We start from the raw sequence: 19,981 nt of genomic DNA, 5'->3' as shown, positions 1-19,981 counted from the left end.
CTCCCATGCGCTACTTCTACGACACCGAGTTCATTGAGAACGGCGAGACCATCGAGCTCGTCTCGCTCGGCGTGGTCGCCGAGGACGGCCGCGAGTTCTACGCCGTCTCCAGCGACTTCGACCCCGCCTCGGCGAATGCGTGGGTGCGCTCCCACGTGCTCGACCAGCTGCCCGCGCCCGCCGACCCCGCCTGGCAGCCCCGCTCGGAGATCCGCTCTCGCCTGGTGGACTTCCTGCGCGCCGGGCCGGGCCGCCCGCTGCCGGACCTGTGGGCGTGGGTGGGCGACTACGACCACGTCGTGCTCGCGCAGCTGTGGGGCGACATGGGCAGCCTGCCGCGCTATATCCCGCACTTCACCCACGAGCTCAAGCAGTACTGGGAGCTCATCGGCCGCCCGCAGCTGCCCGCCCGACCGGAGGGCAGCCACGACGCGCTCGTCGACGCGCGCTACAACCTCGAGCGCTTCCGCGCCTGCGAGCGCCACTGGCCGCTCGACGAGAACAATCGGCTCCGCCCCGGGCGCTGACGGCTCCCCTCCCGCGAGGCGGGACGGTCTGGTTCGCCCCTGAAACTTAACAGGCCGGGATATTCCGCTCGACGTGATTAAATGGTCACGTGAGTTGGACTGTCGATATCCCCAAAGAAAACCTTCCGGACCTCCCGCCGCTGCCGGACCCCATCCGCCAGCGCTGGGAGGATGTCTTAAGCCGCGAGGCGCTCCAGCAGCCGTCCTGGGACCGCCGCGAGGCCGACCAGGTGCGCAAGATCTTAGAGTCCGTGCCGCCGGTCGTCGTCGCCCCCGAGATCCAGGCCTTAAAGGCGCAGCTCGCCGAGGTCGCCCAGGGCAAGGCCTTCCTCCTGCAGGGCGGCGACTGCGCGGAGACCTTCGAGTCGAACACCGAGCCCCACCTGCGCGGCAACATCAAGACGCTGCTGCAGATGGCGGTCGTGCTGACCTACGGCGCCTCGCTGCCGGTGGTGAAGATGGGCCGCATCGCCGGCCAGTACGCCAAGCCGCGCAGCAAGGACCGCGACGAGAACGGGCTGCTCAACTACCGCGGCGACATCGTCAACGGCGTGGAGCCCACCGAGGAGGCCCGCCGCCACGACCCCGCCCGCATGATCCGCGCCTACGCCAACTCCTCGGCCGCGATGAACCTCGTGCGCGCCCTGACGAGCTCGGGTACGGCGGACCTCTACCGGGTCACCGAGTGGAACCGCCAGTTCGTCGCGACGTCGTCGGCGGGCGCGCGCTACGAGGCGCTCTCCAAGGAGATCGAGCGGGGCCTGAAGTTCATGCAGGCCTGCCAGGTGCAGGACGACTCGCTGCGCACCGCGGACGTTTACTGCTCCCACGAGGCGCTGCTCGTCGACTACGAGCGCGCGATGCTGCGCCTCGCGGAGGACGAGGACGGCGAGCAGCGGCTCTACGACCTCTCCGCCCACCAGCTGTGGATCGGGGAGCGTACCCGCGGCCTCGACGACTTCCACATCAACTTCGCGGCGCTCATCGGCAACCCGGTGGGCCTGAAGATCGGGCCGGGCATCACCCCGCAGGAGGCCGTCGCCTACGCCGACCGCCTCGACCCGAACCGCGAGCCGGGCCGGCTGACGTTCATCTCCCGGATGGGCAACGACAAGGTCCGCGAGGTGCTCCCCGGCGTCGTGCGCGCCGTGGAGGAGGCCGGCCACCCGGTGGTGTGGCAGTGCGACCCCATGCACGGCAACACGTTCACCTCCTCGAACGGCTACAAGACCCGCCACTTCGACAAGATCATCGACGAGGTGCAGGGCTTCTTCGAGGTGCACCGCGCGCTCGGCACCCACCCGGGCGGGCTCCACATCGAGCTCACCGGCGAGGACGTCACCGAGTGCTTGGGCGGCGCCGAGGACATCACGGACGTCGACCTGCCGGGCCGCTACGAGTCCGCGGTCGACCCCAGGCTCAACACCCGCCAGTCGCTGGAGCTTGCGTTCCTCGTCGCGGAGATGCTCCGCCGCTAGCGAAGCCGCGGGCGGGGCTGACCCCGCCCGGATCGGCCGTCCGACCACCGCTAGCGACGCGGCAAAAGGCCCCGCCCGGAATCTACCGGGCGGGGCCTTCGCGTGTCCTTCACCGTCCCCGCCCTTCCGCGCGGCGCACGCGGGGGCGAGGGGAGGGGAGCGGGCGGTCCTTAGCCGATCGTGGAGACCGAGATCGTGCCGCCGGCCTCGATCGAGTCGTCGAAGAGCGGGCGCTGGGAGATGACGATCCCGCCGCGCGAGCTCGGTGCGTCGAGCTTCAGCCCGCGGGACTCCGCCTCCTCGCGCGCGTCGTCGAGCCGCTTGCCGACGAGCCAGGGGATCTCCACGCGGCCGGGCACGACGAGGGTCACCTCCGGTCGGTCGGGGTCGAGCCTGGCGCCCGGGGCGGGGTCGGTCTCCTGCACCTCGTCGGCGGCGGAGCCAGTGAGTGAGTCGTCGCGCTCGACGGAGGCGCTGATGCCCTCCGCGGAGAGCGCCTCGCGGGCCTCGTCGACCCGAAGCCCCGACACGTCGGGCACCTCGATGGAGCGGGACACGACGACGTCGACCGCGGAGCCGCGCGCGATGCTCGTGCCCGCGGCCGGGGAGCTCGAGGCGACCTCCCCGTCGGGGACGTCGGCGTCGAAGTCCTCGGTAACCGCCCCGAGCTTGAGGCCCACCGCCTCGAGCTGCTCCTCGGCCTGTTCGATCGTCGCCCCCTCGAGGCTCGGCACGTCGACCGGGCGCGGCCCCTTCGACGTCGAGACGGTCACCTCGGAGCCGGTGGGCACCTCCTCGCCGGGAGACGGCTCGACCGAGACGATGCGGCCCTCCTCGACGTCGTCGGAGTAGACCGCCTCCCCGGAGCTCAAGCGCAGCGTGCGCTCCGCGAGCACCCGCTCGTAGGACTCGGTATCCCGGTCGGCGGGCACCTCGGGCACGGTAGGCCGCGCCTGGGAGACGAGCACCGTCACCGTCCCGCCGCGCGGCACCTTCGCCGGCGCGGTCGGCTCCGTGCCGATGGCGTGGTTGTAGGCGACCTCGTCGTGGTAGCGCTGCTCGGTCTCGGCCTCGAAGCCGGCGTTCTCGATCGCGGCGACCGCCTCCTGGGGGCACATCCCGGTGATCGAGGGGATCTCCGGGTAGCGCCCGGAGGTGAGCCACCAGCCGCCCAGCGCCGCCGCGGCCAGCAGCGCGGCGCAGGCCACGAGCCACAGCGCCACCCGCGCCGGGGAGCGGTTGGAGACCTTCTTGGGCAGCGGGGTGCGGCGCCTCGGCGGCGCGGCGCGCTCCGCGGGCGGGGCGAGCCTCGTCTCCTCGGCGGGGGCGGGCGGCTCGGGCTCGGGGGCGGTCTCGCCCGGCGGGGGAGTACTGCCCCAGAAGCTCAGCGTTTCGCCGCCCTCGGCGGCGGGCCCGGGGCCGGACTCGCCGGGGTCGTTCAGGCGTGTCGTTTCGTCGCCGTCGGGCTCGGCGGCGGCGCGGTGCGCGGCGCCCGCGGCGGGCACGGGCACCTGCCAGGTCGGCAGGCCGAGCTCGGCGACGACGTCCTCGAGCGCGTCGAGGAAGTCCCCGGCGGTGGGGAAGCGCGCCTCGGGGCGGCGCTGGGTGGCGGCCGCGACGAGCGCGTCGACGAGTGGCGGCACCTCCGGCGCGAGCGCCGAGGGCTCGGGCACGTCCTCCTCGAGGCGCTGGTAGGCGGTCGCAATCGGGCTCTGCCCGCGGAAGGGCACCTCGCCGGTGAGCAGCTCGTAGAGGAGGATGCCCGCGGAGTACACGTCGCTCGACTTGTCGAGGTGCTCGCCGAGCACCTGCTCGGGGGAGACGTACGGCGCGGTGCCGAGGATCTCCGTGGAGGTGCCGTCGCCGGTGTCGGCGGCGCGCACGAGCCCGAAGTCGGCGATCTTGATCGCCCCGTCGCCGCCGATGAGCACGTTGTCGGGCTTTAGGTCCCGGTGGACGAGCCCCGCGGCGTGCGCGGCGGCCAGCCCGGTGAGCACCGATCGCATGACGCTGAGAGCCTCGCTGGGCAGGAGCGGGCCTCGCTCGGCCATGAGCTCGCCGAGCATGCCGCCGGTGATGAGCTCCATGACGAGGTAGAGGTGGTCGGCCTCGGAGTCGAAGTCGTAGACGCCGACGAGGTTGGGGTGGGAGAGCCTCGCCATGGACTTCGCCTCCCGCTCGAAGCGGCGGCGAAACACGGGGTCGTCGACGAGGCGTTCGTCCATGACCTTGACGGCCACGGCCCGAGAGAGGCGCTCGTCCGCGCAGCGGTAGACGGTCGACATGCCGCCGCGCGCGATGGGGCGCTCGACGCGGTAGCGCCCCCCGAGCACGTCTCCTACGTTGAGCCTTGGCATGCAACCCAGTATGGTGCACCGCCCGGCCGCGCGGGAATCCCGCCGCCGGCGCGGCCCGGGCCGGGGACGTAGAATCCGGGGCCGTGAGCATCCCCACCGTTCCGAGAAGCATCCTGCCCGACGACGAGGAGCTGCTGGGCATCGGCCAGGCCGCCCGGCTGCTCGGCGAGCCGCCGAGCCGGGTGCGCCAGCGCATCAAGGACGAGACCCTGCTCGCCGTGGGCGGGGAGAGCGAGCTGCTCGTGCCGGCCTCGCAGTTCACCGACCGGCGCGACAAGTCCAACGGCGGCGAGACCGACGGGCGGCTCAACCGCTTCGTGCCAGGCCTCATCACCGTGCTGCGCGACGGCGGCTTCCGCCTCGCGGAGATCGCCGAGTTCCTCTACACCCCCGACGAGTCGCTGCCCGGCCGGCCGATCGATGCGCTCCACGGGCACCTGGCCCGCGAGGTCATGCGCCGCGCGCAGGCCATGGCCCTCTAAGAGGCTCTACTTTCTATCGGTCCCGGCGGGTGGCGCGCTCGGCGAGGCGCTCGAGCTCGCCGCGCAGCCCGGCGGGCACCGAGTCGTGCCCGAGCGCGTCGAGCCCCGAGTCGGTGAGCTCCTCGATGCGCCGCTCGATGTCGGCCGGGGCGCCGGAGTCGGCGATGATCCCGGCGAGCCGGTCGATCTCCGCGGGTGAGCTGACCGTGCCCAGGCCCGCGCGAAGCTCGGCGGCGGCCGCCTGGTCCGAGGCGTCGAGGAGGCGCAGCGCCTCGGCGACGAGCGCGGTGCGCTTGCCCTCCCTTAAGTCCGAGCCGGTCTGCTTGCCGGTGGCGGCGGGGTCGCCGAACACGTCGAGCAGGTCGTCGCGCAGCTGGAAGGCGATGCCGACGTCGCGGCCGTAGCGCCGGAGCCTCGCGATCGTCTCCTCCCCGGCGCCGGCGATCGCCGCGCCGAGGTGGAGCGGGCGCTCGACGGTGTAGGCCGCGGTCTTGAAGCGGTTGACGGTGAGCGCCGCCTCGAGCGACTCGTCGCCGGAGTTCTCCAGCCCGAGGTCGAGCAGCTGGCCGCCGATGACCTCGGCGCGCATCGCGCGCCATGGTCCGAACGCGCGGGCCAGAGCCGCGGGCTCGAGGCCGGCCTCGGTGACGAGGTCGTCGGCCCAGATGAGGGAGAAGTCGCCGGCGAGGATCGCGACCGAGCGGCCGTAGTCGGCGGCGTCGCCGAGCCAGTCGGCCTCGCGGTGGCGTGCCTCGGCGAGCCGGTGGACGGTGGGGCGGCCGCGGCGCGTGTCGGAGGCGTCGATGACGTCGTCGTGGATGAGCGCGCAGCCCTGGAGCAGCTCGAGCGCGGAGACGGCCTTGAGGGCCGCGCGGTGCGCGGCCTCGGGCGCGGCGGGCGCCAGGCCGGCGTAGGCGACCCACGCGAAGAGGGGGCGCAGCCGCTTGCCTCCGCCGAGGACGAAGTCGGAGACGAGGCGGGCGGCCTCCTCGGCGGCGGGGCCGACGGCGGCGGCCTCGGCGACGCGCCCGGCGAGGTAGTCGGACAGCTGCTCGGCGACGGCCCCGGGGAGGCCTGCGGTGGCCGGTGGGTTGGGCATGGGCCCGACTCTAGCGGCGCAGGTCCTCCGCGGGGAGCGGCAGGTCGGCGGCGAGCACCGCGAAGGGACGGGAGTCGCCCGGGAAGACGAGCCCGCGCATGAGGTCGTAGAAGCCCAGCGCCCGGTAGGCGCGAAACGCGTTGTTGTCCTCGCCGGGGACCTCGGGGGTGGAGAGCACGACGCGGGGCTGCGGGGCGGCGTCGGTCACGGCGCGCACGAGGCGCCGGCCGAGCCCGCGGGACTGGAAGCGCGGGTCGACGTGCACCTCGGCGAGCTCGAGGTAGTCGGTGAGGAAGCGGCCCGCGGCCGCGGCGCCGGCCGCGCGGCGCAGCCCGTCGGCGACGTGGCGGTGCCACCAGCGCTCCGCGCTGCCCTGGAACGCGTAGGCGAAGCCTAAGACGGTGTCGCGGTCGTGGCCAATGACCGCCCGGAAGCCCGGGTGGGCGGCCTGCTGGCGCCACGCCGCCACCCGCGAGGAGCGCAGCGAGCGCTGATAGTCCATCGCGGCGAGGTAGATGTCGACGAGCACCGGCGCGGCGAGCTGGAACTGGTGGGGGCTCAGCGCGGAGACGCGCACGTCGCCGGGCTCGGGCAGCGGGGAGTCGACCATGGCCCTCATGGAACCACGAGCCGCGGCGCGCGGCCGCATCGGCGATCGAACCGTAGTCGAACGCGCCCGCGATATTCGAACAATTGTGCTAAAATGAGCGGTGTCCGTCCGGCCCGCCGCCTAGCGTGACGGCCGTCGGATGAACGAAGCGGCCGGCGGCCTCGCAGGCGGCCGGCCAGGGACCAGGGAGGTGCTTGGCCATGGTGGCGACGATCTCGGCGCAGGGGAAGCTGCGCGGGCAGCTCAAGCGGGACCGGGTGCGCACCTCGCGGCTCGACCGGGCCGCGGCCCTGCTCTCCGAGGCGCACGCGCGGCTTGCCGCGGGCGAGCCCGCCGACGCCGTGGAGCTCGCCTACCAGGCGGCGCTGCGCGCCGCGGGGGCGGTCGTCGCGGGCGCGGGCATGACCGGTCGGCGCCGGGCACCGAGCAACGCCTGGGACAAGCTGCGCATGGTCTCGCCCGAGGCGGCCGCCTGGGCCGACCGGCTCTCCTCCTACTCGCGGCTGCGCGGCCGGCTGCTCAGCGGCCTCGAGGCGGGCGTCGAGCCCGCGACCGCCGAGCGGCTCGCGGCCGACGCCGCCGCGCTGCTCGACTGGGCGGAGGGCGAGCACTAGGACGCGGCCCGGCCAAAAAGTCGTGGCCGGCGGCGAATCCCGGTAGGATTATCGAGACCAGCGCGGCAGCCGCCGCGCCGACCGGTAGCCGGGGCCGCGGACACGCCCCGGCGGCCGGCACCACCAAGCCCGCCGGGCCGCGGACGCGGCCGCCCGGCCGGGAACACGCCGCCGAAGCTATGCGTTATCCATAGTGAGACGGGCGAGCACGACGAGTCCACGCGGGAGGAACAAGTGGCGCTTTCAGACCAGGAGAAGCAGGCACTCCGGGAGATCGAGGAGTCCCTGCTCGCGGACGACCCGAAGTTCCGCGCCCAGGTCTCCGGCGAGGGCGGGGGCTTCGGCTCCGGGCGCGTGACCCTCAAGGGCGTCGCGCTCGTCGTCCTCGGGCTCGTCCTCCTCGTCGGCGGCGTCGCGCTCGCGCAGGGCTCGACGTGGTTCATCATCCTCTCCGTCGTCGGCTTCGTCGTCATGTTCGGCGCGAGCGTGTGGATGCTGCGCGGCGGCGGCTCGGGCGACGACTCTTTCTCCGGCGGCGGGAAGGGCCGCTCGTCGAAGAACTCGGGCTCCGGCGGCTCCTCCCTGGGCGGCCGGATGGAGGAGAACTTCCGCCGCCGCTTCGAGCGCTAACCGCAGACAGGGACCGCAGGCCCCGCCCCTCCCCACGGAGGGCGCGGGGCCTTTTCGCGCGCCCGAACGCCCCCGCGGCCGGGTTTTCTGCCCCACCGCGCGGCGATTCCTCCCACCTTCCCCCACCCGCGGCCCCCGCGCGTCCCCCGTAGTGGCGCTTGGGGCGTCGTTTGTGCAGGTAAGAACCGTTAGGCGGGCGGGGGAGGGCGTGGGGCGCCCGCTGGTGCGCGTGTGACTATCGGGGCTCATCTGGTCGATTGGGCTCTGTTGCGGCGTGTCGGCGGCGCGCCGCCCCCGCCGCGCCCCACCGCGGATGATTGCGATAACCTGCGAATACGCTGCCTTATTGGGCAGGGATGCCGGATGGGGTAGAGCCAGTGGGGGAAAGTGGGTTAAAGTGGGGCTCGCCGATGCGCGGCGGCCCGCCGCCGCGGATCGCGAGGGTCGACTCGAGTCGCGAGGGCTAACGCGGGGAAGGGAGGAGCCGATGTTTCTCGGCACCTACACCCCGAAGCTCGACGACAAGGGGCGGCTCACGCTTCCGGCGAAGTTCCGAGAGGAGCTCGCCGGGGGGCTGATGATCACGAAGGGACAGGACCACAGCCTGGCCGTCTACCCCCGCGAGGAGTTCGCGGCCAGGGCGCGCAAGGCGGCGTCGGTCTCGCGGACGAACCCGGAGGCTCGCGCCTTCATCCGCAACCTCGCCGCCAGCGCCGACGAGCAGCGCCCCGATGGCCACGGGCGCATCACGCTCTCGGCGGCGCACCGCGAGTACGCGCAGCTGACCAAGAACTGCGTGGTCATCGGCTCGGTCGACTTCCTGGAGATCTGGGACGCCGAGGCGTGGGACGCCTACCAGCGAGAGACCGAGGACGCCTTCTCGGCGGCCGACGCCGACGAGGTGCTGGGCGGGCTGCTCTAGCGAGCGGTCCCGCGCGGCTCGTGTCAGGGGCCGCCCGGATGGACCTCTATCCGGACCGGGGTTCTGGTGTACTTCCCCGACATCAGAGCGCCGGCCCGGGTGGGGCTCCATGCGGACGACCCGCGGGGCGCGGCGACGACAACGCCGGCCCCGCCCGCAGGCCACGGAGACGACAACGCGACCCGGCATCGACCGGGGCGCCCGGCGACGAAGGGGGAGGTGACCCGAGACGTGAGCGCAGCAGCATCCGGCAGGGCCGGGGGCGACGCCCGCCGGCAGGCCGAGGACCGCGCCGCGAACCACGGCCACGTGCCCGTCATGCGCGCCCGCGTCGCCGAGCTCCTCGCGCCGGGCATCGAGGCGGCCGAGAACCCCGTCATCCTCGACGGGACGCTCGGCGCCGGCGGGCACGCCGAGCACCTGCTCGAGGCCTTCCCCCAGGCGCTGCTCATCGGCGTCGACCGCGACGCCGAGGCTCTGGCAAACGCGAGCGAGCGGCTCGCCCGCTTCGGCGACCGCTTTAGCCCGGTGCGGGCCCGCTTCGACGAGTTCGACCGGATCCTCGCCGCCCCAGGGGAGGCGCCCCGCCTCGCCCGCGAGGAGGGGATCGCCGGCGCGCTCTTCGACCTCGGGGTCTCGTCCATGCAGCTCGACGAGGAGGAGCGCGGCTTCGCCTACCGCGTCGACGCGCCGCTCGACATGCGCATGGACCCCAGCTCCGGGCCGACCGCCGCCGACGTCCTCAACACCTACGACCACGGCCGGCTAGCCAGGGTGCTCTCGACCTACGGTGAGGAGCGCTTCGCCGGCAAGATCGCCGCCGCCGTGGTCCGGGAGCGCGAGCGCGCGCCGTTTGAGACCTCCGCGCGGCTCGTCGAGCTGCTCTACGACACGATCCCCGCGCCCGCCAGGCGCACCGGCGGGCATCCCGCGAAGCGCACCTTCCAGGCGCTGCGCGTCGAGGTCAACGGCGAGCTCGACTCGCTTAAGGCGGCGCTGCCCGCCGCGTGCCACGCGCTCGGCCCGGGCGGGCGCGCGGTGTTCATGAGCTACCAGTCCCTCGAGGACCGGCTCGTCAAGCGGGCCTTCAAGGACCTCTCGAGCTCGAAGAGCCCCGCGGGCCTGCCCGTCGACCTGCCGGGCACCGCCCCGGAGTACCGGCTCCCCACCGGCAAGGCCATCAAGGCCACCGCCGAGGAGATCGAGGACAACCCGCGCGCCGCCCCGGTGCGCGTCCGCGTCATCGAGCGCCTGCCCACGGCCGGCGCCGAGGGCGGGGCCAAGCAGGCGACGAGTAACCGAGGAGATGAGCGATGACGATGACGACCCCCGCGCCCGAACGGCGCGGCACCCGCACCCGCGGCGGCGCGCGCCCCGGGCTCGCCCCGGAGCGCCACGTCGGGCCGTTCCGCAGGCCGCTCCACCAGCCGACCCGCGGCACGCGGGAGGAGCGCGGCCGCCAGCTCGTCGAGCGGCGCCGCCGCGCCGGCTTCGCGCGGCTGAGCGTCTGGGCCATCGGCCTTTTGCTTGCCGGCGTCGCCTGCGCGATGGGGCTCTCCGCGGCCGTCACCCAGCAGACCTTCACCCTCCAGGAGCTCGACGCGCAGGAGCAGAGCCTCGATAACCGCATCGAGTCGCTCAACCGCGACGTCGAGCGGGCGCGCTCCACCTCGGAGCTCACCCGCCGCGCCGCGGACGACGGGCTCGTCGCGCCCGCCGAGCCCGGCATCCTCGAGGTCGGGGAGAACGGCGAGATCGAGGAGCGCCGCGCCCCGGGCGACGGCAAGCTCTCCATCGTCGACCTCAACGAGGACCACGCGGCCGCCGCCGGCGAGGAGCCCGGCGACCGCGACGAGCCCGCCGCCCCCGCCGGCGAGGACGGCGACGAGCCCGAGGGCCGCGCCGCGCGCGGCGACGACGAGGACGACAACGACGCCGACGGCGAGGACAGCACCGCGGGCCTCGCGCCGTACCCGGCGTCCAGGTAGTAGAACTACATCACCACAAGAGCGAACTAGGAGGCCTCGTTGGACAGGTGGAGCAGCGAGCCCGACCAGAGGTCGGGGCAGGGCCGCGCCGGGGGAGTGCTGCGCCGCCGGATGGGCGTCGTCGCGCTGGCGTTCGGCGTGCTCGCCGCGCTGCTCATCGGGCGGTTGGCGTGGGTGCAGATCGTCTGGGGGCCCGACCTCGCCGCCAAGGCCGAGGAGCAGCGCGCCCGCATCATCACCGAGCCCGCCCGCCGCGGCGAGATCGTCGACGCCGCCGGCCACCCGCTGGCCTACACGATGCAGGCCCGCACCCTGACCATCTCCCCGGTGCTGCTGCGCAAGGAGCTGCGCGAGGCGAACTACCTCGACATGCAGACCGAGGGCGAGGACGAGGGCTTGAGCGAGGACGAGGTCGCCGCCGAGCTCGACAAGCGCGTCGAGGCGCACATCGACGAGATGGCCACCCAGCTGCCCGAGCTCATCGGGCCCGACGGCGCGCAGGGCGAGGACGGCGAGCCAGCCGACATCAACCCCCGCGAGCTCAAGGCGAAGTTCCACGCCGACACCGACTACGAGGTGTTGGTCCGCAACGTCGACCCGGACGTCGCGGAGCGCGTCACCGACGAGTTCCCCCGCATCGCTGCCGACCACCAGGACATCCGGCACTACCCCAACGGCCCGGTCGCCGAGAACGTGCTCGGCAAGGTCTCCCGCGACGGGGAGGGCCAGTTCGGCATCGAGGCCGCCCGCGATCAGCTGCTCACCGGCGCCAACGGCCGCACGACCGTCGACGTGTCGGTCAACGGCCAGGAGATCCCGGGCACGAAGCGCAACCAGGTCGACGCCGAGCCGGGCGCGGGCTTGAAGCTTTCCCTCGACCTCGACCTGCAGACCTACGTGCAGCAGAAGATCGAGTCCGCGGTGGAGAACTCCGGGGCACAGTCCGGCGAGGCGGTCGTCCTCGACGCCCACACCGGCCGGGTGCTCGCCATGGCCACGGACAACACCATCGACCCCAACCGGCCGCTCGAGCCGCAGCTCGAGGCCGGCAAGACCTTCGAGAACCCCGTCGTCTCCTCGCCGATCGAGCCGGGCTCGGTCGCGAAGATCATCACCGCGGCCGCCGCGATCGAGGAGGGCGAGACCACCCCCGACGAGGTGCACACCGTGCCCGGCCAGATCGAGATGGACGGGCTCACCGTGCGCGACGCGTGGGAGCACGGCGACGTCAACTACACGACCACCGGCATCTTCGGTAAGTCCTCCAACGTCGGCACCCTGATGATCGCGCAGCGCCTCGGCGAGGAGCGCTACAACGACTACCTGCAGCGCTTCGGGCTCGGCCAGACCACCGGCATCGAGCTGCCCAACGAGTCCGCCGGCCTTCTGCCGGAGCTCGAGGACTGGTCGAACGGCACGTTCGCGAACCTCCCCATCGGGCAGGGCATGTCGTGGACCACCCTGCAGATGGCCAGCGTCTTCCAGACGCTCGCCAACGGCGGCGAGCGCGTCGAGCCGCGCATCGTCGACGAGGTCACCGGCCCCGACGGCGAGCCCGAGGAGCTGCCCGAGCCGCACACCACCCGCGTGCTCTCCCCGGAGACCGCCCGCACCGTGGTGGAGATGTTCCGCTCGGTCACCCAGTCCGACCCGCAGGGCCGCCAGCAGGGCACCGGCGCCGACGCCGCCGTCGAGGGATACCAGACCTCCGGCAAGACCGGCACCGCCCAGAAGGTCGACCCGGACACCGGCGCCTACTCCAACAGCTCCAACTGGATCACGTTCGCCGGCATCGCGCCCGCCGACGACCCGCGCTACGTCATCGCCGTGACTCTCGACGACCCGAAGAGCGGAGTCGAGGACGACGGCAGCGGCGGGCAGTCCGCCGCGCCCGTGTTCCGCGACATCGCCTCGTGGGTGCTCAACCGCAACGACGTTCCGCTCTCCCCGCCGCCGGAGGGGAAGCTTATCCTCGAGCAGTAGCCGCCCGCCCCCGGCCCGACCGGGGCGGCCGATCGACCACCGCGCTCAGGCCCGGCCCCGGGCCGGCGCCCTTCCCGACCACCCAAGGAGGATCACCCCATAATGGCCGAGACCACCCGCGGCGCGGCAGGCGCGACGCTGGAGACCCTCGCCGGGCTCACCGGCGCGCAGCTCGTCGGCGGGCGCCGCGCGGGCGAGCTCCGCGTCGGCGACATCGGCGTCAACGCCCAGGAGCTCCCCGAGGGCGCGCTGTTCGCGGCGCTACCCGGCACCCGCGCCCACGGCGCGAGCTACGCCGGCCAGTCGAGGGCCGCTGCGGTCCTCACCGACGAGGCGGGCCTCGGCATCCTCCGCGAGGCGGGCGACCCTAGGCCCGCGCTCGTCGCGGTCGACGTGCGCGACGTGCTCGGCACCATCGCCGCCGAGATCCACGGCCGCCCCTCCGAGGGGCTCACCGTCATCGGGATCACGGGCACCTCGGGTAAGACGACGACGAGCTACCTCGTCGAGAAGGCGCTCATGGCCGCCGGCAAGACGGTGGGGCTGATCGGCACGACCGGCACCCGCATCGACGGGCGCGCCGTGCCCACCAAGCTCACCACCCCGGAGGCGACGACCCTGCAGGCGCTGCTCGCCCGCATGCGCGGCGAGGGCGTCACCTACGTCGTCATGGAGGTCTCCTCCCACGCGCTCGCGCAGCGCCGCGTGCTCGGCGTCGACTTCGCCGTCGCCGGGTTCACCAACCTCTCCCAGGACCACCTCGACTACCACCCGACGATGGAGGACTACTTCCAGGCCAAGGCGCTGTTCTTCAGGCCCGACTCGAAGCTCGCCGCGAGGCGGGCGGTCGTCACCGTCGACGACGAGTGGGGCGAGCGCATGGCCGGTATCGCCGGGGAGCGCGCGTGGCGGCTGAGCACCCGCGGCGCCCCAGCGGACGCCACCGCCCGGGAGCTCGGCGCCGACGACGCCGGCGGGCAGGCCTTCTCGCTTAACGTCCCCGGCGAGGAGCTCGACCGGGTGGAGCTGCCCCTGCCGGGGCGCTTCAACGTCGCCAACGCCGCGCTCGCGCTCGCGCTCGTCGCGCGGGTCGGGGTGCCGCTCGCCGACGCCGCGCCGGGGATCGCTAAGGTCTCCGTTCCCGGCCGCATGGAGCGCGTCGACGCCGGCCAGGACTTCCTCGCGCTCGTCGACTACGCGCACAAGCCCGCCGCCGTCGCCGAGGTCCTCGACACCCTGAAGGGCCAGGTCTCGGGGCGGATCGGCATCGCCGTGGGCGCGGGCGGCAACCGCGACTCCTCGAAGCGCCCCGCCATGGGCCGGGAGGCCGCCGCCCGCGCGGACCTCGTCGTCGTCACCGACGACAACCCCAGGGACGAGGACCCGGCCGCGATCCGCGCCGCGGTCCTCGAGGGCGCGAGGCAAGCAGCAGAAGACACCGGTGCGGAGCTCTACGAGGCGACCGACCGCCGCGACGCGATCGAGACCCTCGCCGAATGGGCCCGGCCCGGCGACGCCATCGTCGTGGCGGGCAAGGGCCACGAGACCGGCCAGCTCGTCGCGGGGGAGACGCTGCCCTTCGACGACCGCGAGGAGCTGCGCCGCGCGCTCGCGAACCGCGCGGGCGGCGCCGCCGACGACTAGGACTTTATTCACGCCGTCACCGCCGACCGAAGGAGAGCAGGGGAGTTTAGCCACATGATCGAGATGACGCTGCGCGACGTCGCCGAGGCCACCGGCGGGCGGCTCGTCGACGCGCCCGACCCGGACGCGCGGGTCACCGCGCCGGTCGAGTTCGACTCGCGGAAGGTCGCCCGAGGCGGGCTGTTCGTCGCACTGCCGGGCGCCAGGGTCGACGGCCACGACTTCGCCGCCGCGGCGGTCAACGACTCCGGCGCCGCAGGTGTACTCGCCGCGCGGCCGGTGGGCGTGCCGGCCGTCGTCGTCGAGCCGGAGGGCAAGCGCGCCGGCAACGAGGAGGCCTTCTCCCACGACGAGGATGGCTCCGCCGCGGCGGTCGCCGGGGCGCTGGGCCGGCTCGCGCGCTACGTCGCCGACCGGCTCACCGAGCGCGGCCGGCTCACCGTCGTCGGGATCACCGGCTCGGCGGGGAAGACCTCGACGAAGGACCTGCTCAAGGCGGTGCTCTCGAAGGCGGGGGAGACCGTCGCCCCGCCGGGGAGCTTCAACAACGAGATCGGGCATCCCTACACGGCGCTGCGCTGCGGCTGGGACACCGAGTTCCTCGTCGCGGAGATGTCCGCCCGCGGGGTGGGCCACATCGCCCACCTGTGCCGTATCTCCCCGCCGAGGGTCGGCGTGGAGCTCAACGTCGGCACCGCGCACGTCGGGGAGTTCGGCTCCAGGGAGGCGATCGCCAGGGCCAAGGGCGAGCTCGTCGAGGCGCTGCCGGCCTCCGGGGTGGCGGTGCTCAACTTCGACGACGAGTTCGTGCCCGCGATGGCCGGGCGCACCGAGGCGCGCGCGGTGACCTTCTCCGCGTCCGGCGAGCCGGGCGCGGACTACCGCGCGACCGCCCTCGAGCTCGACGACGAGGCCCGCGCGTCCTTCAAACTCCACACCCCGCACGGCGAGCCGGTCGACGTCTCCCTAAAGGTCCACGGCGCCCACCAGGTAGCCAACGCGATCGCCGCCGCGGCCGTGGGCTGCGAGCTCGGGCTTGAGCCCGGGGACGTCGCGGCGGCGCTCTCGAGCAGGGAGGCCGCCTCGAAGAACCGCATGGCGGTGCGAACCTCGGGCGGGCTCACCGTCATCGACGACTCGTACAACGCCAACCCCGACTCGGTGCGCGCCGCGCTCACCGCGGCGCGCCGCGTCTCCGGCGGCGGCAGGCGGCTGGTCGCGGTGCTGGGCGAGATGGCCGAGCTCGGCGGCACCGCCGAGGCCGAGCACGAGGCCATCGGCCGGGGCTTGCCCGGCTTCGGGGTCGACGCGCTCGTCGCGGTCGGCTCGGGCCCGGTGGGCGCGCTCGCCGAGGCGGCCGAGGCCGCGGGCGTGCGCGTGCGCCGCGCCAGCGGCAACGACGAGGCCCTGCGCTTCGCGCGCGAGGAGGCCGGCGACGAGGCCGTCGTCGTGGTCAAGGCCTCCCACTCGCAGGCCCTCTGGGAGGTCGCCGAGGGCCTCGGGAAGTAGGGCGGCGCGCCCGGGCGGCGCCCGCGACTCGGGCAAGGTGCTCGAGTATGCTTTTGTTATCTAGCGAGCATAATGTGACGAATGATGTTGGCCCCGCCGCCGGGCGCGGGCGGCACGAGCGAGAGAGCCGAGCGTAAAAGGACGACATAGCCTTGACACAGATCATTATCGCGGGCATCGCGAGCTTCGCGGTCGCGATCTTCGCGACCCCGCTGATCATCCGCTACTTCTCCACCGAGGGCATCGGCCAGGAGATCCGCGAGGACGGCCCGAAGTCGCACCTGCGCAAGCGAGGCACGCCCACCATGGGCGGGCTCGCGATCCTCGCGGCGATCGTCGTGGGCTACGTCGCGGCCTCGCTCGTCGGGCTCGCGGCGGGCGCCGGGGGCTTTAGCGCCTCCGGCATCATCCTCGTCGGGCTCACGCTCGCGCTCGGGGTCGTCGGCTTCCTCGACGACTTCATCAAGCTCTTCCGCAACCGCAACCTCGGGCTCAACAAGACCTGGAAGCTCATCCTCCAGCTCGTCGTCGGCATCGCGCTCGCCGCGCTCGTCGTGAGCTTCCCCGACCCCGAGGGGCTCACCCCGGGCTCGACGAACCTCTCCTTCATCCGCGACATCGACACCATCGACCTCGCGTTCGGCGGGGGAGTGGGCTTCCTGCTCTTCGCCGTGTTCGTCATCGTCGTCGTCATGGCCTGGTCCAACGCCGTGAACCTCACCGACGGGCTCGACGGGCTCGCCGCGGGGATTACCGCGCTGGTCATGGGCGGCTACACGGTGATGACCTTCTGGCAGTACCGCAACTCCTGCTCGCTCGAGGCCGCCGCCGGCTGCTACGACGTGCGCGACCCGCTCGACCTCGCGATCGTCGCCGCCGCGGGCCTGGGCGCCTGCATGGGCTTCCTCTGGTGGAACGCCGCTCCCGCGAAGATCTTCATGGGCGATACCGGCTCGCTCGCGCTCGGCGGGCTCGTCGTCGGGCTCTCGGTACTCTCCCGCACGGAGCTGCTCATGGTGCTCGTCGGCGCCGTCTTCGTCGCCGAGGCGCTCTCCGTCGTCATCCAGGTCGCGGTGTTCCACGGCACCGGCAAGCGCTTCTTTAGGATGGCGCCCATCCACCACCACTTCGAGAACGGCGGCTGGGCAGAGACCACCGTGACCATCAGGTTCTGGCTCGTCTCCGCGATGGCCGTGGGGCTTGGCGTCTCCCTCTTCTACGGCGAGTGGCTCTCCGCCACCGGCGCGTTCGGGGCGGGGGTGTAGGAACCCATGACCGACAACGTCGCCAACGCCGCGCTGCCCAAGGAGCTCTCAGGCACCGTCATCGTCGCCGGCGCCGGGGTCTCCGGCCGGGGCATGGCCCGCCTGCTGGAGCGCCTCGGCGTCGAGCACGTCGTCGCCGACGACGACCTCGACCGCGCGGGCGCGCTCGCCGCCGAGACCGGCGGGCGCGCCGTCGACACCGAGGCCGCCCGCGGCCTGCTTGAGGGCGCGAGCCTCGTGGCCACGAGCCCCGGCTGGCGGCCCGACACGCCGCTGCTCGCCGCGGCCAAGGCCGCCGGGGTCGAGGTCGTCGGCGACGTCGAGCTCGGCTGGCGCGTCGACCGCTCAGGCGCCCTCGGCGCGCCGCGCACCTGGCTCGGGATCACCGGCACCAACGGCAAGACCACCGCGACCGCGATGCTCGAGGCGATGCTTATCGCCGGCGGCAAGAATGCCGCCGCGGTGGGCAACATCGGCACCGCCGTGTGCGACGCGCTCGCCGGCGACGAGCCGGCCGAGGTCCTCGCCGTCGAGCTCTCCAGCTTCCAGCTGCACTGGACGAGCAGGCTGCGCCTCGACGGCGGCGGGCTGCTCAACCTCGCCGAGGACCACCTCGACTGGCACGGCGGCATGGCCGGCTACGCCGCCGACAAGGCGAAGATCTTGAGCGCGGACTTCTCCGTCGTCGGGCCCGACCGGCCCGCGCTGGAGGCCGCCGAGCGCGCCGGCGCGGCGCTCTCGGCGGCGACGACGCTCGGGGAGCCCAAGCCCGGGCAGCTCGGCGTGGCCGATGGCGCGCTCGTCGACCGCACCGGCTCCGAGCCGGTCGCCCTCGCCCGCGTCGAGGGCATCGACCCGCCCGGCCCCGCCGGCATCGCCGACGCGCTCGTCGCCGCGGCGCTCGCCCGCAGCCAGGGCGTCGCCGCCGGCGCGATCTCCGCGGCGCTCGCCGGGTTCCACTCGGCGGCGCACCGCGGCCAGACCGTCGCTACGGCCAACGGCGTGGCGTGGATCGACAACTCCAAGGCCACCAACCCGCACGCCGCCGACGGGGCGCTCGCCGGCCACGACCGCGTCGTGTGGCTCGCCGGCGGGCAGCTCAAGGGCGCGGCCGTCGACGACCTCGTCCGGCGCCACGCCCACCGCCTCAAGGCCGCGGTGCTCCTGGGCCAGGACCGCCGCGTCATCGCCGAGGCGCTCGAGCGCCACGCGCCGGGCGTGCCGGTCGTCGTCGTCGACGACGACGAGCCCGAGGCCGCGATGGCTAAGGCCACCGAGGCCGCCGCCGGCCTCGCGCAGCCGGGCGACGTCGTGCTCCTAGCCCCCGCGGCCGCGAGCCTCGACATGTTCCCCGGCATGGCCAGGCGAGGCGAGCTCTTCGCCGACGGCGCGCGCGCCAGCTCCCGGGGCAGGCCCCCGGGCGCCGGTTAGCTACACAGACTTCTTTAGCCACCCACTCGCAGACCACCACGATCCGATCAGCACCCACAACCGCGCGGCCACATAAACCCGGCCACCACCCCGATAGTCCAGAGGCGCCGGGGCCGCGCCGACCGGAAGGCGGCAGGGATGACAGCGACGACACCGACCAGGAGGCCCCGCACCGGGCGCCCCGCCCCCGCGGGCGGGGAGAACCCCCGCCCGCGGCGCAAGCCCGGGGCGCTGCGGCGCCTCAACGGCAGGCTGCGCAAGGCGCTGCGCGATAACCCCGGCGTCGACTACCTCATGATCCGGCTCGTCGTGTTCACGCTCGTCGGGCTCGGGATGGTCATGGCGCTCTCCAGCTCGATGACGTGGTCGATCGTCGACAACTCGAGCGTGTGGGGCAGTGCCGCCCGCCAGTTCGTCTACGTCGCGCTGGGCCTCGTGTGCTTCTGGCTGGCGCTGCGCACCCCGCCGCACCGGCTGCGCCGCGGCGCGATCGTCATCCTCGCCGTCGCGGTGCTCCTCCTCGTCGCCGTCCTCGTGCCCGGGGTGGGCACCGGCCGCGCCGAAGTCGGCTCCCAGTCGTGGATCCCGCTCGGGCCGTTTAGCCTCCAGCCCTCCGAGTTCGCGAAGTTCGCCGTCTCCCTCTTCGGCGCCTACCTGCTCGCCGGGCACGCCGCGCGCCGCGGGGTGCACAAGCACCGCTTCCGCATCTTCACCGCGGTGAGCGGCACCATGGCGGTGCTCATCATGGCGCAGGGCGACTTCGGCATGGGCATCGCGTTCACCCTGGTCGCGCTCATCGCGCTGTTCATCGCGGGCGTCTCCCCGAAGCTCATCGTCGGTGCCGGCGCCGCGGTTGCGGCGTTCCTCGTCGTTATCCTCGTCGGCGGGACGTTCCGTTCGAACCGTTTCCACGTCTACTTCGACGCGCTCGTCGGCCGCTTCGACGACACCCAGGGCACGGCGTTCCAGTCCTACCAGGGCTTCCTCTCGCTCGCGGACGGCTCCGTCGGGGGAGTGGGGCTCGGCCAGTCGCGCGCGAAGTGGTTCTACCTCCCGGAGGCCAACAACGACTTCATCTTCGCCATCGTCGGCGAGGAGCTCGGCCTGTGGGGCGGGGCGATGGTCATCATCCTCTTCCTCCTGCTCGCCGTGTTCGGGATCCGCACCGCGCTGCGCGCCGCGGACCGCTACCAGGCGATCCTCGCCGCGACCCTGTCGGTGAGCACCGCGTTCCAGGCGTTCATCAACATCGGCTACGTCGTCGGGCTCCTGCCCGTCACCGGCATCCAGCTGCCGCTGATGTCGTCCGGCGGCACGTCGATGATCGTCACGCTCGCGGGGATGGGCGTGCTCGCCAACATCGCCCGCCACGAGCCGGAGGCGGTCTCCGCGGCGCAGAACTACGGCGCCTGCGCCTTCGACCGGCTGCTGCGCGTCGGGGC

Annotated in this window: 17 protein-coding genes; 14 read left to right on the top strand and 3 right to left on the bottom strand. The window is 73.5% G+C overall.

Annotated elements, in window-relative coordinates; all coding sequences use genetic code 11:
• Positions 1-5: 5 nt before the first annotated feature.
• Together HMPREF9719_RS01350 and HMPREF9719_RS01345 are read left to right on the top strand one after the other, a co-directional pair.
• A complete protein-coding gene (locus HMPREF9719_RS01350; protein WP_004600162.1) occupies positions 6-527 on the top strand; it encodes a polyadenylate-specific 3'-exoribonuclease AS in 522 nt (173 codons plus the stop codon).
• Positions 528-616: 89 nt separating this feature from the next.
• Complete coding sequence (locus HMPREF9719_RS01345) at positions 617-2,005, top strand: class II 3-deoxy-7-phosphoheptulonate synthase (RefSeq protein ID WP_004600161.1); 1,389 nt, start codon at positions 617-619, stop codon at positions 2,003-2,005.
• A gap of 170 nt (positions 2,006-2,175) precedes the next feature.
• On the opposite strand, the gene pknB is transcribed toward HMPREF9719_RS01345, so the two are convergent.
• Positions 2,176-4,362, bottom strand: a complete 2,187-nt coding sequence (gene pknB / locus HMPREF9719_RS01340; protein WP_004601784.1) for a Stk1 family PASTA domain-containing Ser/Thr kinase — start codon at positions 4,360-4,362, stop codon at positions 2,176-2,178.
• 83 nt (positions 4,363-4,445) lie between these two features.
• Between pknB and HMPREF9719_RS01335 the strand changes: the two genes are divergently transcribed.
• Positions 4,446-4,844 carry an Rv2175c family DNA-binding protein gene (locus tag HMPREF9719_RS01335; protein ID WP_004600159.1) on the top strand — a complete coding sequence of 133 codons (399 nt, stop codon included), beginning with the start codon at positions 4,446-4,448 and terminating at the stop codon, positions 4,842-4,844.
• A gap of 13 nt (positions 4,845-4,857) precedes the next feature.
• Here HMPREF9719_RS01335 and HMPREF9719_RS01330 read toward each other — a convergent pair whose 3' ends face one another.
• Both HMPREF9719_RS01330 and HMPREF9719_RS01325 read right to left on the bottom strand, forming a co-directional pair.
• On the bottom strand, positions 4,858-5,943 hold the full coding sequence (locus HMPREF9719_RS01330) for a polyprenyl synthetase family protein (protein WP_004600158.1): 1,086 nt from the start codon (positions 5,941-5,943) through the stop codon (positions 4,858-4,860).
• A 10-nt stretch (positions 5,944-5,953) separates the two neighbouring features.
• Positions 5,954-6,553 (bottom strand): GNAT family N-acetyltransferase, encoded by a 600-nt coding sequence (locus HMPREF9719_RS01325; RefSeq protein WP_004600157.1) that lies wholly within the window; start codon positions 6,551-6,553, stop codon positions 5,954-5,956.
• Positions 6,554-6,753: 200 nt separating this feature from the next.
• Here HMPREF9719_RS01325 and HMPREF9719_RS01320 point away from each other — a divergent pair, with 200 nt between their 5' ends.
• The 11 genes from HMPREF9719_RS01320 to HMPREF9719_RS01270 form a co-directional block, all read left to right on the top strand.
• Complete coding sequence (locus HMPREF9719_RS01320) at positions 6,754-7,167, top strand: SAV_6107 family HEPN domain-containing protein (RefSeq protein WP_004600156.1); 414 nt, start codon at positions 6,754-6,756, stop codon at positions 7,165-7,167.
• 234 nt (positions 7,168-7,401) lie between these two features.
• Complete coding sequence (locus tag HMPREF9719_RS01315; RefSeq protein WP_004600155.1) at positions 7,402-7,797, top strand: DUF3040 domain-containing protein; 396 nt, start codon at positions 7,402-7,404, stop codon at positions 7,795-7,797.
• Between the two features lie 487 nt (positions 7,798-8,284).
• Positions 8,285-8,719, top strand: coding sequence for a division/cell wall cluster transcriptional repressor MraZ (gene mraZ / locus HMPREF9719_RS01310; RefSeq protein ID WP_004600154.1), 435 nt, complete (start codon positions 8,285-8,287; stop codon positions 8,717-8,719).
• A 231-nt stretch (positions 8,720-8,950) separates the two neighbouring features.
• Positions 8,951-10,036 carry a 16S rRNA (cytosine(1402)-N(4))-methyltransferase RsmH gene (gene rsmH / locus HMPREF9719_RS01305; protein WP_004600153.1) on the top strand — a complete coding sequence of 362 codons (1,086 nt, stop codon included), beginning with the start codon at positions 8,951-8,953 and terminating at the stop codon, positions 10,034-10,036.
• Entirely contained in the window at positions 10,033-10,707 is a 675-nt protein-coding gene (locus HMPREF9719_RS01300) for a hypothetical protein (protein WP_004600152.1), read from the top strand. The genes rsmH and HMPREF9719_RS01300 overlap by 4 nt, the downstream gene beginning before the upstream one ends.
• A 39-nt stretch (positions 10,708-10,746) precedes the next feature.
• Positions 10,747-12,690 (top strand): peptidoglycan D,D-transpeptidase FtsI family protein, encoded by a 1,944-nt coding sequence (locus HMPREF9719_RS01295; protein WP_004600151.1) that lies wholly within the window; start codon positions 10,747-10,749, stop codon positions 12,688-12,690.
• A gap of 102 nt (positions 12,691-12,792) precedes the next feature.
• Positions 12,793-14,334 carry a UDP-N-acetylmuramoyl-L-alanyl-D-glutamate--2,6-diaminopimelate ligase gene (locus tag HMPREF9719_RS01290; RefSeq protein WP_004600150.1) on the top strand — a complete coding sequence of 514 codons (1,542 nt, stop codon included), beginning with the start codon at positions 12,793-12,795 and terminating at the stop codon, positions 14,332-14,334.
• A gap of 54 nt (positions 14,335-14,388) precedes the next feature.
• Positions 14,389-15,843 (top strand): UDP-N-acetylmuramoyl-tripeptide--D-alanyl-D-alanine ligase, encoded by a 1,455-nt coding sequence (locus tag HMPREF9719_RS01285; protein WP_004600149.1) that lies wholly within the window; start codon positions 14,389-14,391, stop codon positions 15,841-15,843.
• A 152-nt stretch (positions 15,844-15,995) separates the two neighbouring features.
• A complete protein-coding gene (mraY, locus tag HMPREF9719_RS01280) occupies positions 15,996-17,108 on the top strand; it encodes a phospho-N-acetylmuramoyl-pentapeptide-transferase (RefSeq protein WP_004600148.1) in 1,113 nt (370 codons plus the stop codon).
• Positions 17,109-17,114: 6 nt separating this feature from the next.
• Positions 17,115-18,539 (top strand): UDP-N-acetylmuramoyl-L-alanine--D-glutamate ligase, encoded by a 1,425-nt coding sequence (murD, locus tag HMPREF9719_RS01275; RefSeq protein WP_004600147.1) that lies wholly within the window; start codon positions 17,115-17,117, stop codon positions 18,537-18,539.
• A 138-nt stretch (positions 18,540-18,677) separates the two neighbouring features.
• Positions 18,678-19,981, top strand: a 1,304-nt coding sequence (locus HMPREF9719_RS01270) for an FtsW/RodA/SpoVE family cell cycle protein (protein ID WP_004600146.1), incomplete at its 3' end; no start/stop codon positions are given.

The organism is Corynebacterium otitidis ATCC 51513, assembly GCF_000296405.1.
In the GTDB taxonomy this organism is placed as follows: domain Bacteria; phylum Actinomycetota; class Actinomycetes; order Mycobacteriales; family Mycobacteriaceae; genus Corynebacterium; species Corynebacterium otitidis.
Note: the sequence above shows the minus strand (reverse complement) of the source record. Positions and strands in the feature narration are given on the sequence as shown.